This window comes from Burkholderia sp. Se-20373 (assembly GCF_017104705.1).
Classification (GTDB): Bacteria; Pseudomonadota; Gammaproteobacteria; order Burkholderiales; family Burkholderiaceae; genus Burkholderia.
In genome coordinates, this window is the sequence record NZ_JAAGPH010000044.1 from 24,521 (window position 1) to 38,573 (window position 14,053).

Here is a 14,053-nt window from a genome sequence, read left to right on the forward strand (position 1 = left end):
AAACGGCCGCCCTCGGGCGGCCGCTTCATCATTCCCCGGCAACGGCCGGCCCGCCGTTATTCCCGCGGCGGTTGCGTCGCTTCTCGGCCCACACGCGGAAGCGGTCCATGTACAGGTAGACGACCGGCGTCGTATAGAGCGTCAGCACCTGCGACACGATCAGGCCGCCGGCGATCGCGATCCCGAGCGGCGCGCGCAGCTCGGCGCCGTCGCCGTGGCCGAACGCGAGCGGCAGCGCGCCGAGCAGCGCGGCCATCGTCGTCATCATGATCGGGCGGAAGCGCAGCAGGCACGCCTCGTGGATCGCGTCGAACGACGACTTCCCGTTATTGCGCGTCTGGTCGATCGCGAAGTCGACCATCATGATCGCGTTCTTCTTCACGATCCCGATCAGCAGGATCACGCCGATCAGCGCGATGATGCTGAACTCGGTCTTGCACAGCAGCAGCGCGAGCAGTGCGCCGACGCCGGCCGACGGCAGCGTCGACAGGATCGTGATCGGGTGGATGTAGCTCTCGTACAGGATCCCGAGCACGATATAGACGGCCAGCAACGCCGCGAGGATCAGGATCGGCTGGTCGTTCATCGACTGCTGGAACGCCTGCGCGGTGCCCTGGAAGCTGCCGACGATGGTCGGCGGGACGCCGACCTGCGCCATCGTCTGGTAGATCACCTGCGTCGCCTGCGACAGCGACACGCCGGGCGGCAGGTTGAACGAGATCGTCGTCGCGACGAACAGCCCCTGGTGGTTGACCGACAGCGGCGTCGTGCTCGGCCCGAACGTCGCGATCGCCGACAGCGGGATCATCGTCGACTTCGACGTCGACACCGACGCACCCGACGACGCGCTCGACTTGCCGCTCGCCGCGATCGCGTTGAGCGCCTGGTTGCGCGCGGAGTCGGACGCGATCGCCGCGGCGCTCTGCGTGGCGGTGCCGGCGCTCGACGTGCCGGCAGAGGTCGCGACGTAGGTGCCGGCCGCCGCGTTGGTGGTCTGCGAGCCGTTCGCGCTGCCGCCCGACGTGCTGATCCACACCTGGTTCAGCATCTCGGGGCTCTGCCAGTACTTCGGCGCGACTTCCATCACCACGTGGTACTGGTTCAGCGGGTTGTAGATCGTCGAGACCTGGCGCTGGCCGAACGCGTCGTACAGCGTATTGTCGATCTGCGCGGGCTTGATGCCGAACCGCGCGGCCGTCGCCCGGTCGATCGTCACCATGGCTTCCATGCCGCCTTGCTGCTGGTCGGAGTTCACGTCGGTCAGCTCGGGGCGCTTCTGCAGCGCCTCGGTCAGGATCGGCCCCCACTTGTACAGGTCGGCGCTCGAATCGCCGAGCAGCGTGAACTGGTACTGCGCGTTGCTCTGCCGGCCGCCGACGCGAATGTCCTGCGCCGCCTGCAGGAACGTGCTCGCGCCGGCGACATCCGACAGCGGGACGCGCAGTTGCTGGATCACCTGGTCGGCCGACAGCTTGCGCTCGGTGCGGTCCTTCAGCGTGACGAACATGAAGCCCGAGTTGGTCTGCGTGCCGCCGGTGAAGCCCGCGACGCTCTTCACGTTCGGGTTGCCCTGCACGATGCGCATCATCTCGGAGAACTTCAGCTTCATCGCCTGGAACGACGTCGACTGGTCGGCCCGGATGCCGCCGATCATCAGCCCGGTGTCCTGCTGCGGGAAGAAACCCTTCGGCACGACGATGTACAGGTACACGTTCAGCCCGATCGTCGCGAACAGGGTCAGCAGGATCAGGAGCGGCCGGCGCAGCGCCCACGACAGCGAGCGCTCGTAGCCGCGCTGCATGCGGCTGAAACAGCGTTCCAGGAAACGCCCGAAGCGGCCTTCGTTTTGCGGGTCGTGCGACTCGGGCAGCAGGCGCGCGCACATCATCGGCGTGACCGTGAGCGACACCGCGAGCGAGACGGCGATCGCGAGCGACAGCGTCAGTGCGAACTCGCGGAACAGCCGCCCGACGATGCCGCCCATCAGCAGGATCGGCAGGAACACCGCGACGAGCGAAATGCTCATCGACAACACCGTGAAGCCGACCTCGCGCGCGCCGTCGAACGCGGCCTGCATGCGCGACTTGCCGTGCTCGATGTGCCGCGAGATGTTCTCGAGCACGACGATCGCATCGTCGACGACGAAGCCGGTCGCGACGATCAGCGCCATCAGCGACAGGTTGTCGATCGAGAAGCCGAGCAGGTACATCGCGCCGAACGTGCCGATGATCGAGATCGGCACCGCGACGCTCGGGATCAGCGTCGCGCGCCAGTTGCGCAGGAACAGGAACACGACCATCACGACCAGGCTGACCGCGATCAGCAGCGTGTGCTCGGTGTCCTTCAGCGACGCGCGAATCGTGGTCGAGCGGTCTAGCACGGGCGTGACGGTGATGTCGGCCGGCAGCGACGCGGTGAGCTGCGGCAGCGCCGCGCGCACGCGGTCGATCGTGTCGATGATGTTCGCGCCGGGCGAGCGGTAGAGGATCACGAGCACCGCGCGCTTGCCGTTCGACAGGCCGAGGTTGCGGAGATCCTCGACCGAATCGACGACGTCCGACAGGTCGGACAGCCGCACGGCCGAGCCGTTGCGGTAGGCCACGACGAGGTCGCGGTATTGCGACGCCTGGGATGCCTGGTCGTTCGTATAGAGCTGGTAGCGCTGCGGGCCGAATTCGATCGCGCCCTTCGGTGCGTTGGCGTTCGCGGAGGCCAGCGCCGCGCGCACGTCCTCGAGGCCGATCCCGTAATGGAACAGCGCCTGCGGTTCGAGCTCGACGCGCACGGCCGGGTTCGCGGAGCCGCTGACCGACACCTGGCCGATCCCGTCGATCTGCGACAACGACTGCTGCAGCACCGTCGACGCGGCGTCGTACAGCTTCGCGGGCGACGAGGTCTCCGACGTCAGCGACACGATCATGATCGGCGAATCGGCCGGGTTGACCTTGCGGTAGGTCGGGTTGCTCTTCAGCGCGGCGGGCAGGTCGGCGCGCGCCGCGTTGATCGCGGCCTGCACGTCGCGCGCGGCGCCGTCGATGTCGCGGTTCAGCCCGAACTGCAGGATGATCCGCGCGTTGCCGACCGTGCTCGTCGACGTCATTTCGGACACGTCGGCGATCGAGCCGAGGTGCCGCTCGAGCGGGCTCGTCACGCTGGTCGCGACCGTTTCCGGGCTCGCGCCCGGCAGCGACGCCTGCACCGAGATGGTCGGGAAGTCGACCTGCGGCAGCGGCGACACCGGCAGCTTGACGAACGCGAACAGGCCCGCGAGCGCGACGCCGATCGCGAGCAGCGTCGTCGCGACGGGGCGGGTGATGAAGGGACGCGACAGGTTCATTGATTACGCATCCGTGCGCGGGCCGGCTTGCGGGCCGTTGCGTTCGAACCAGCCGCGCACGCGGCGCGCGAGCGAATCGAAGCCGAGGTAGATCACGGGCGTCGTGAACAGCGTCAGCACCTGCGACACGATCAGGCCGCCGGCGATCGCGATCCCGAGCGGCTGGCGCAGCTCGGAGCCCGCGCCGGAGCCGACGATCAGCGGCACCGCGCCGAGCAGCGCGGCGAGCGTGGTCATCAGGATCGGCCGGAAGCGCAGCAGGCACGCCTGGTAGATCGCCTCGCGCGGCGGCTTGCCTTCGACGCGCTCGGCCTCGAGCGCGAAGTCGATCATCATGATCGCGTTCTTCTTCACGATGCCGATCAGCAGCACGATGCCGATGATCCCGATGATGTCGAGGTCGTGCCCGGTGATCATCAGCGCGAGCAGCGCGCCGACGCCGGCCGACGGCAGCGTCGACAGGATCGTGATCGGGTGGATGTAGCTCTCGTACAGCACGCCGAGCACGATGTACATCGTGATGACCGCGGCGAGGATCAGGAACAGCTGGTTCGACAGCGAGGCCTGGAACGCGAGCGCCGCGCCCTGGAAGCGCGTCTGGAACGACGCGGGCAGCCCGATGTCCTTCTCGGCGGCGTCGATCGCCTTGACCGCCTCGCCGAGCGACGCGCCCGGCGCGAGGTTGAACGAGATGGTGGTCGACGGGAACTGCGACAGGTGCGCGACCAGCAGCGGCGACGGCCGCTCGTGGAACGTCGCGATCGACGCCAGCGGCACCTGGCCGCCGCCCGCCGACGGCAGGTAGATGTCGTTCAGCGATTGCGCGTAGTGCTGCTCCTTCGGCTCGGACTCGAGAATCACGCGGTACTGGTTCGACTGCGTGAAGATCGTCGACACGATGCGCTGGCCGAACGCGTCGTACAGCGCGTTGTCGACGGTCGCCGGCGTGATGCCGAAGCGCGCGGCGCTCGGGCGGTCGATCTCGATGTAGACGGACTGGCCGTTGCTCTGCAGGTCGGTCGCGACGTCGGCGAGCGACGGCTCCTGCTGCAGCCGGGCCACGAGCTTCGGCACCCAGGTCGCGAATTCCTCCGAGTTCGGGCTCGTCAGCATGAACTGGTACTGCGTCGGGCTGACGGTCGAGTCGATCGTCAGGTCCTGTACCGACTGCATGAACAGCGAGATGCCGGTGATGTTCGCGACGCGGTGCTGCAGGTCGCGGATGATCTGCGCTGCGGTTTCGGCGCGTTCGTCGCGCGCCTTCAGGTTGATCAGCATCCGGCCGCTGTTCAGCGTGATGTTGCTGCCGTCGACGCCGATGAACGACGTGAGGCTCTCGACGTTCGGATCCTTCAGGATCTCTGCCGCGAGCGCCTGCTGGCGCTCCGCCATCGCGCCGTACGAGATCGACTGCGGCGCCTGCGTGATCGCCTGGATCACGCCGGTATCCTGCGCGGGGAAGAAGCCCTTCGGCACGTAGACGTACAGCAGGCCGGTCAGCGCGAGCGTCAGCAGCGCGACGACGAGCGTCGAGCGCTGGCGGTTCAGCACCCATTCGAGCGCGACCGCGTAGCGCGCGATCACCCAGTCGATCGCCCGGTGCACGCGCGCCTCGAAGCGATGGCTCTCGGGCGGCGGCGAATGGCGCAGCAGCTTCGCGCACATCATCGGTACGAGCGTGAGCGACACGATCGCCGAGATCACGATCGTCACCGCGAGCGTGATCGCGAATTCATGGAACAGGCGCCCGACCACGTCGCCCATGAACAGCAGCGGGATCAGCACCGCGATCAGCGACACCGTCAGCGAGATGATCGTGAAGCCGATCTGCCGCGAGCCCTTCAGCGCGGCCTCGAGCCCCGTTTCGCCTTCCTCGACGTAGCGCGCGATGTTCTCGATCATCACGATCGCGTCGTCGACGACGAAGCCGGTCGCGATGGTGAGCGCCATCAGCGACAGGTTGTTCAGCGAGAAGCCGGCCATGTACATCACCGCGAGCGTGCCGATCAGCGACAGCGGCACCGACAGGCTCGGGATGATCGTCGCGTAGACGTTCGCGAGGAACAGGTACATCACCAGCACGACCAGCGCGACCGCGAGCAGCAGTTCGAACTGCACGTCGCGCACGGCGGCGCGGATCATCGTCGTGCGGTCGGTGACGATCTCCACGTCGAGCGCGGCGGGCAGCGTTTCCTGCAGCTTCGGCAATTGCGCCTTGATCGCGTCGACGGTCGCGATCACGTTCGCGCCCGGCTGGCGCTGCACGTTCAGGATGATGGCCGGGTCCGAATTCACCCACGCGCCGAGCTTGGTGTTCTCCGAGCCGGCGACGACCGTCGCGACGTCGGTGAGCATCACCGGGCGGCCGTTCTTGTAGGCGACGACCGCGCTGTTGTACTGGTCGGCGCTCGTCAGCTGGTCGTTCGCGTTGATCGTGTACGCGCGCGTCGGGCCGTCGAAGTTGCCCTTCGGCGTGTTCACGTTCAGGTTCGAGATCGTCGTGCGCAGGTCGTCGAGGTTCATCCCGTACTTCGCGAGCGCGGTCGGGTTCGCCTGGATCCGCACGGCCGGGCGGTTGCCGCCCGACAGGCTGACGAGGCCGACGCCCGCGACCTGCGAGATCTTCATCGCGAGGCGCGTGTCGGCGAGATCCTGCACCTGCGTGAGCGGCAGCGTCTTCGACTTGACGGCGAGCGTCAGCACCGGCGCATCGGCCGGGTTGACCTTCGCGTAGATCGGCGGGGCAGGGAGGTCGGACGGCAGCAGGTTGCCGGCCGCGTTGATCGCGGCCTGCACTTCTTGTTCGGCGATGTCGAGCGGCAGGTCGAGCGAGAACTGCAGCGTGATCACGGACGAGCCGGCCGAGCTCTGCGACGACATCTGGTTCAGCGACGGCATCTGCCCGAACTGCCGTTCGAGCGGCGCGGTGACCGACGAGGTCATCACCTCCGGGCTCGCGCCCGGGTAGAAGGTCTGGACCTGGATCGTCGGATAGTCGACTTCCGGCAGCGCGGCGAGCGGCAGGAAGCGCAGCGCGACGAGACCGGCCAGCATGATCGCCGCCATCAGGAGGGCGGTGCCGACCGGCCGGAGAATGAAAAGGCGGGATGGATTCATCGAGCGGCCCGCGCGTTACTGGGCCGCGGAGGCCGCTGCCTGCGACGCGCCGTGCTTGTGTCCGCCGCGATGGCCGCCGGCGCCCGATGCGCCCGATGCCGCACCGGCGCCGCGCGCGCCCGACGCGCCTTTCGGCTTGTCGGCCGGGATCGAGATCTTCGCGCCTTCGCGCAGGCGGTCGGAGCCGTCGGTCACCACGCGCTCGCCGAGCGACACGCCGCTGACGATGCTCGTGCGTTCGCCGTCGACCGGGCCGATCGTGACCTTGCGCACGGTCACCGTGTTGTCGGGTTTCACGACGTAGACGAACTGGCCGATCGAGCCGGTCAGCACGGCCGAGGTCGGCACGATCGTCGCGTTGCGCAGCACGTCGACGAGCAGGCGCGTGTTCACGAACTGATTCGGGAACAGCATGCCTTCCTTGTTATCGAAGTTCGCGCGCAGCTTGACCGTGCCCGTGCTCGTGTCGATCTGGTTGTCGAGCGTCGCGAGCGAGCCCGTCTCGAGCGGCACCGTGTTGTTGCGGTTGTACGCGGTGACCGACAGCTTCTGGCCCGCGTTCACCTGCTTGAGGATCTGCGGCAGGTTGTCTTCCGACGTCGTGAAGATCACGCTCATCGGCTGCAGCTGCGTGATCACGACGAGGCCGTTGGCATCGCCCGGCGTCACGTAGTTGCCGGGGTCGACCTGGCGCAGGCCGACGCGGCCCGACACCGGCGCGGTGATGCGCGCGTACGTGAGGTTCAGCTTCGCGGAATCGATCGCGGCCTGGTCGGTCTTCACCGCGCCTTCGTATTGCTTGACGAGGGAGGCCTGCGTGTCGACGGTCTGCGACGCGATCGAGTCCTGCGACAGCAGCGTCTGGTAGCGCTTCAGGTCGAGGCGGGCCGTCGCGAGCAGCGCAGAGTCGCGCGCGTGCGTGCCTTCGGCGTTCTCGAGCGCGACCTGGTACGGGCGCGGATCGATCTGCGCGAGCAGGTCGCCCTTCTTGACGATCTGGCCTTCCTGGAACGCGACCGACTGCAGGTAGCCGGACAACTGGGTCTTGACCGTCACGTTCGCGAGCGGCGTGACGGTGCCGAGCGCGGACAGCACGATCGGCATTTCGCCCTGGGTCGCGGTCGCGACCTGCACGGGCTGCGGAATATTCGCCATTGCGGCGGGGCCGCCACGGCCGCGGTGGCCGCCGGCACCACCGGCGGCGCTTGCGCCCGCGCCGCTCGCCCCACTGCCGGCCGCCGGCGTGCGGTTCCACGGATGCCACCACAGCAGGCCGCCGATGACGACGACCGCGAGCGCGCCGGCCATCAGCGTGCGGCGCGGGCGCCGCGCGGCGGGGGACGCGGGGTCTTTCGAAGGGGGCGTGGGCTTTTGTTCGTTATCCATCGTGATCTGTCAGGAAGACGGCGCGGCGGGCCGGAAATCGGACTGCTGGGCTGCGCGTGGGCGAGCGGTGCCGGGGAGGGGGCGCCCGGCTCGGTCCGGGCCCCCGCCGGTCTGCGCGGGAAAAGAGCGGTGCGCACCGCGAGTGCGGCGCGACGATGGGCATGATCCTACGTCCCGTCCCCGTTACAGTCCAGTGGTCTATCTTTCAACGGGTTACGGTCGTTACAGAACGCGACGGTGCGATGACGAAACGCTTACACGCTGATGCGACGGGCCGGTGCGCCGCCGATCTCGCGGGTGATTTTCGCGATGCATTCGTGCAGGGCGGGCACCACATGTTCGTGCAGCCATTCGGGCGGGCACTGGTGCGACGCGCCACCGCAATTCACCGAATAGCGCTGGCCCGACGGACCGACGAAACCGGCCGCGACGGCATTCAGGCCTTCGCGCCATTCGCCGATCGCGATCGCGTGGCCGTCGCGCATCGCGTCGTCCAGCGCGGGGGTCAGGCGGGCGGACACGTGCGGCCAGTCGTCGCCGGCCGTGGTGCGCAGCGATTCGAGCAACTGGCGGCGCTCGTCGTCCTCGAGGGCGGCGAGATACGCGCGGCCGACCGCGGTGCGCGCGATATCCATCCGCGAGCCGATCTCGAGGCGCGTGACGAGCACGGCCGAGCGTGGACGGATCACGTCGATCGCGACCATGTCGAGCCGGTCGCGCACCGCGAGGTGCACGGACAGCGACGTGCGTTCGGCCAGCTCGATCATGAACGGCCGCGAACGCGCGCGGATGTCGAAGTTGCGCAGGAAGCCGTGGCTTAGTTCGAGCACCGACGCGGTGAGCACGAAGCGCTCGCTGTCGGGCAACTGGAACAGGAAGCCGGCGCTGACGAGCGTCGCGGTGATGCGCGAGACGGTCGGCTTCGGGATGCCGGTCAGTTCGGTCAGCTCGCGGTTGCTGACGGGCGCGTCGGCAGCCGCGATGCGACGCAGCACGGCGAGGCCGCGGGCCAGGGCGGTGATCTCGTCGGGCGACGATTCACGGTCCCGCGACGCGGGAGGGGTTACAGTTGTCGACACGAGGGATTCTCTCTAATTCCGAAACTCGATTTCAATTTTGTTGGTATTGTAGGACTATTGTCAAAGGATGCATGTTCCGCGGGCGAACCGGTCATTGGATGAGATTTTACGGGTTCACCCTTGGTTTATTAGGAAAACGCTCAAAGGAGCGTTGCCAGAAAGTGCATGAACCGGTGCAAATACCGCTTGACTTGTCGGGCGGAAACGGAAAGAATGTCTCACGTTTTCGAAACATCGTTTCAAGAGTTTAACCGGCAACGATGTTTCGCGCAGTCTCTCAGGTTCTAGCACGGCCCTCGGAATGGCTAGAACTTTTTTAGCGCCACGGTCTCCGTGGCGCTTTTTTTTGCCTGTCTTTCTGCTCGTCCGCCCGGATGCGTCAGGCCCGTATTATCCCCCGATCGTCGAAACCCCCCGTTTGAACGCGGGCAGCGTCTGTTTGCGCGCGCGCCTTGCGTGATTCGCGTGCGCAAAAAAAAGCGCGACGCCCGCAACGGGCATCGCGCATCAAACGGCGTGGAGCGCCGACGAATGAACGGTGATGAAGAACGGGGCCCGCCAGAGGGGGCCCTCCTCGCGTGGCGCGGTCAGGCCTTCGCGAGCTTGATGCTGGTCTGTTCGGCCGTCAGGTAGCCGACGCTGGCGCCGAAGCGGTCCTTGAAGTTCGCGCGCACGAGCGGATCGAGCGTCGGCTTGACCTTGTCGTGCAGCGGCGATTCCCAGTCGCCCGCGTGCTGGAAGTTGCTCATGATGTAGGTCCAGCCGTTGATCTCGTCGACCGCGTGCAGGCCCGTCGATTCGGCGCCGGCCGGGCACGACAGCACGCGCACGAGCGACTTCGTGTCGACGTTGTAGGCCCACAGGAAGTTGTTCACGTGCATGCCCGAGTCTTCGCCGATGAAGAGCGTGCGCAGCTTTTCGGAAAACTTGAGATTGTCCGGGTTCGCGATCTTATCCGGGTTCGCGAGGTTGCCGAGCCCGTCGGCCGCGGCGAGATCCTCGCCGACGAGCGCGGCCGGCGCGCCCATGTCGACCGGCACCCAGTCGCTGTCGATCGCGCTGCCCGTCGTGTCGCGCTGGCTGCCCTTCAGGTTCAGCGCATAGACGGCGCCCGCGGCGATCTTCTTGTCGACCGCGACGTCGCGCGACACCGCATTGCCCTTGACCATCGACGTCTCGATCCGCGACATCGCCGTGTAGACGATCTTGTCCTTCGCGTTCACGGTCGTGCCTTCGAGCTTCGTGAAGCCCATGCTGCCGCCGAGCAGCGCCGCGTAGCGGTGCGTCTCGAGGAACGCGGCCGCCTTTTCCATCCCCGGCTTCACGCGCATCCAGTTGAACTTGCCGCCGAAGTGGATCTTCGTGTAGCTCGCATCGTTCGGGTCGGTGGTCGCGAGGTCCATGATGTCCGACGCCTTCAGCGTGTTCGCGAGCGCCTCGATCTCGCCGCTGGTTGCGTGGCCGATCCTGATCCACGTGAGCGTCGCGGTGCCCGCGCCGGCGGACGACGTCTGCGTCCACTTCGCGACGTACAGCGTGCCGGCGGACAGGTCGGCCGCCTTGTCGGCGACGAACATGAACAGGCCGCCGTTGGTGGCATCGTCACCCATCATCACGGTGCGCTGGTCCGGCATCACCTGGATCAGCTCGTGCGAGATGCGGCCGAGGCAGTAGTGCTTCTTCACGGTGCCCGTGCCGTCCGGATTCACGGTGATCTCGGGCAGGTGGCCGTAGTGGTAGGGGTTCGCCTTCGTCTCGTCGCCGAACGTGTTCTTGCTGAACGCCTTGAACTGCGCGTCGGTCGCGACCTTCGTCGCGTCCGGCTCGTACTCCTCGCTCGACAGGTGCGTGCCCCACGGCGACAGGCTCGCGCCGCACGTGATCCACAGGCCGTGCGCCTTCGACGTGTCGACGTTGTGGTACTTGACGACCTTCAGCGCGCCGTTGGCCGGATCCTGGTCGAGCGTGATCACCGCGATCGGCGACGGCAGCTGGCCGTACTGCGATGCGCTCGCCTGGTCGCGCGTCGTGTATTCGAACTGCACGACGGCGAACACCGTGTTGCCCTTCACGCCGGGCACGTTCGCGTTCTTCAGCGTCAGCAGCGAGCTGCCGTCCGGGCAGTCGGAATAGAACTGGCGCTCCTTGCCGGCCACCGAGCGATCGATGATCGGCTGGTTGTTGATGTCGTAGTAGCCGCCCGCGAGCGTCGTGCCGCCCTTGCCGTCCGGCACCAGGTCGCCGGTCACGAAGAACGGCCGGTACGCCAGCTTGAAGTTGCGCGCCGAGCCGTCCGAGAACGACACCGACAGCGTCGAGCCGACCGTCGTCGTGGCCATCGCGGCCGCGTTGTCGAGCGTCGGGGCGGCCATCGCCGAGAACGTCGCCGACGTGTACGCGGCGGCGACCGGGGCCGGCGTCGACGCGGGATTGTCGTCGCCGCCGCAACCCGTCAGCAGGGCCGGCAGCGCGAGGCCGGAAAGGGGAAGCATCGGCGCGCCGGCAAGGATCTTCAGGGCCTGACGACGGGCAGCATTGGGCAACGCGGGCATGTGGAGTCCAGTTTCAGTTGTTGGAAGAATGGCCTTCGCGAAGCAGGCGGTCGGCAAGCTCGGCGAAGGCAAATTGAAAACTGGACGGAAGTGTAAGGACGCTCGATGAAAGTTTTTTGAATTGAAAACGTAATGCGTCGCCGGGCGTTCGTCAGGCGCTCAATCGCGTTCGGGCGTCGCCGAGATGCGGTGGATCGACAGGTCCGCGCCGTCGAACTCGGCTTCGCGGTCGAGGCGCAGCCCGACGGTCGCTTTCAGCGCGCCGTAGACGAGCGTGCCGCCGGCGGTCGCGATCGCGATGCCGCCGAGCGTGCCGACGAGCTGCGACAGGAACGACACGCCGCCGAGACCGCCGAGCGCGGGCAGGCCGAACACGCCGGCCGCGAGGCCGCCGAGCGCGCCGCACATGCCGTGCAGCGGCCACACGCCGAGCACGTCGTCGATGCGCCACTTGTTCTGCACGCAGGTGAACATCGCGACGAACAGCGCACCGGCCGCGGCGCCCGTGACGAGCGCGCCGATCGGGTGCATCACGTCGGAGCCCGCGCACACCGCGACGAGGCCCGCGAGCGGCCCGTTGTACGTGAAGCCCGGGTCGTTGCGGCCGGCCATCCACGCGGCGAGCGTGCCGCCGACCATCGCCATCAGCGAATTCACGGCGACGAGGCCGCTGATCTTGTCGAGCGTCTGCGCGCTCATCACGTTGAACCCGAACCAGCCGACCGCGAGCACCCACGCGCCGAGTGCGAGGAACGGGATGTTCGACGGCGGGTGCGCGGCGATCCGGCCGTCCTTCGCATAGCGGCCGTGGCGCGCGCCGAGCAGCAGCACGGCGGGCAGCGCGACCCAGCCGCCGAACGCGTGCACGACGACGGAGCCCGCGAAATCATGGAACGGCGCACCGAACGCGTGCGTGAGCCAGGCCTGCACGCCGAAGCGCTCGTTCCACGCGATCCCTTCGAAGAACGGATAGATGAAGCCGACGATGATCAGCGTCGCGACGAGCTGCGGATTGAACTTCGCGCGTTCGGCGATGCCGCCGGACACGATCGCCGGGATCGCCGCCGCGAAGGTCAGCAGGAAGAAGAAGCGCACGAGCGCATAGCCGCTGTGCTGCGACAGCGTGCCGATGTCGTCGAAGAACTCGACGCCGTACGCGATCGTGTAGCCGATGAAGAAATACGCGAGTGTCGACACCGAGAAGTCGACCAGGATCTTCACGAGCGCGTTGACCTGGTTCTTCTTGCGGACCGTGCCGAGTTCGAGAAATGCGAAGCCCGCGTGCATCGCGAGCACCATGACGGCGCCGATCAACAGGAACAGTGTGTCGACGCCGGATTTCAGACCATCCATGCCGTGGCTTCCTTGCGCAAAAAACGGGCAAGGAATGCAAGTATCGAGCCAACTTGGTGAACGGCTGCGTTGAGTTGGTGCTTCAACCCCGTGGGGTGCGGCAATCCGGTGAATCGTGCACGGGAAGGGGGCGTGGCCGGTGCGCGGGTGACGTGATGCCGGGTGCACGCGTGTGGTGCGACGTGTGCGGAACTGGTGCGCGTGATATGTCGATTGGCACGGCGTGGTGCGTGATGGTGCTTCGCCACGCACCGTTGCGGCGCGTCAGCGGCGCGGGAACAGCGGCGGCGGCCGGCGCAGCCGCAGTGCGCACGCCGACCAGTAGGCGGCGACGGTCGTCAGCCCGAGTGCGGCAAACGCGAGTGCCGCGAAGCCCGCCAGCGACTGACCGTCGGCGGTGGGGCCGAGGATGCCTTCCGCGACGATCAGCGCGGCCGTCCAGAAGCCGATCACGGCCTGCGTGAGCAGGCGCGCGGACGCGACGCGGCGCGGGCGCCCGGATTCGGCCAGGCGACGCGCCGACGGCGGGCGCAGGCACAGGAACAGGGTGGCGGCGAGCACGGCGGCCAGGGCGATGAGCCAGTCGACGAGGAAATTCATGAGAAAAAGGGGGCGCGTCCAAAGCGGATTGAAGCGTGCCCACTTTAGTGTCCTCGCGTGTGCGATTGAATCAGACGAGTCCGAAATTGAAAGCCATTTTTAATCACGGTGCGTGATTGGCCCTGTTCCACAGGCGGTATCATCGACGTCGGTCCAACCACGAGGCCGCGCGACGCGCGGCCGGAGATTGCTGATGAACACGAAGACATCGCGGGCGCGTCGCGTGCCCGGGTCCGTACTGGCGGCCGTGGCCGCCGGTGCGCTGTTGTTGCTCGCGGGCTGCGAGAAGTCCGGCGCGCCGGTCACGCAACCCGATACGGCCGCGAGCGCGGCCGCCGATGCCGCGAACAATGCGGCCAAGGCGCTCGACCAGGTGGCGAGCACGGTCAACCAGCAGCTCAACGCCGCGAAGGCCGGCATCGCGTCCGCGGCGTCGGCCGTGCCGCCGCTGTCCGCGAGCGGCCTCGCGTCCGCCGCGCAGGCACAGATCGACGCGGCCGCGTCCGCGGTCGTCGCGCATGCGGCTTCCGAAGCCGGCGCGAAGATCGCCGAAGCCGGCAAGAAGCTCCAGCAGTGGAGCCAGCAGAATGCGCCGGGCGCCAAGCCCGCGAGCGGAGAGTGACGCGGGC

At 67.5% G+C, this 14,053-nt stretch carries 8 protein-coding genes; 1 reads left to right on the forward strand and 7 read right to left on the reverse strand.

Going from position 1 to position 14,053, the window contains the following annotated elements:
* Positions 1-28 precede the first annotated feature (28 nt).
* The 7 genes from G3N96_RS16625 to G3N96_RS16655 form a co-directional block, all read right to left on the reverse strand.
* Positions 29-3,337, reverse strand: coding sequence for an efflux RND transporter permease subunit (locus tag G3N96_RS16625; RefSeq protein ID WP_206137858.1), 3,309 nt, complete (start codon positions 3,335-3,337; stop codon positions 29-31).
* A gap of 3 nt (positions 3,338-3,340) precedes the next feature.
* Complete coding sequence (locus G3N96_RS16630) at positions 3,341-6,454, reverse strand: MdtB/MuxB family multidrug efflux RND transporter permease subunit (protein ID WP_206137859.1); 3,114 nt, start codon at positions 6,452-6,454, stop codon at positions 3,341-3,343.
* Between the two features lie 15 nt (positions 6,455-6,469).
* Entirely contained in the window at positions 6,470-7,840 is a 1,371-nt protein-coding gene (locus tag G3N96_RS16635; RefSeq protein WP_124575926.1) for an MdtA/MuxA family multidrug efflux RND transporter periplasmic adaptor subunit, read from the reverse strand.
* Between the two features lie 254 nt (positions 7,841-8,094).
* Positions 8,095-8,919, reverse strand: coding sequence for an IclR family transcriptional regulator (locus G3N96_RS16640; RefSeq protein ID WP_089424904.1), 825 nt, complete (start codon positions 8,917-8,919; stop codon positions 8,095-8,097).
* Between the two features lie 587 nt (positions 8,920-9,506).
* A complete protein-coding gene (locus tag G3N96_RS16645) occupies positions 9,507-11,471 on the reverse strand; it encodes an alkaline phosphatase PhoX (RefSeq protein WP_206137860.1) in 1,965 nt (654 codons plus the stop codon).
* A 159-nt stretch (positions 11,472-11,630) separates the two neighbouring features.
* Positions 11,631-12,824, reverse strand: a complete 1,194-nt coding sequence (locus G3N96_RS16650; RefSeq protein ID WP_069256214.1) for an ammonium transporter — start codon at positions 12,822-12,824, stop codon at positions 11,631-11,633.
* Positions 12,825-13,088: 264 nt separating this feature from the next.
* Positions 13,089-13,424: a hypothetical protein gene (locus G3N96_RS16655; protein ID WP_124575924.1), complete on the reverse strand. Its 336-nt coding sequence runs from the start codon at positions 13,422-13,424 to the stop codon at positions 13,089-13,091.
* Between the two features lie 193 nt (positions 13,425-13,617).
* Between G3N96_RS16655 and G3N96_RS16660 the strand changes: the two genes are divergently transcribed.
* Positions 13,618-14,046 carry a hypothetical protein gene (locus tag G3N96_RS16660; RefSeq protein WP_124575923.1) on the forward strand — a complete coding sequence of 143 codons (429 nt, stop codon included), beginning with the start codon at positions 13,618-13,620 and terminating at the stop codon, positions 14,044-14,046.
* Positions 14,047-14,053: the final 7 nt, after the last annotated feature.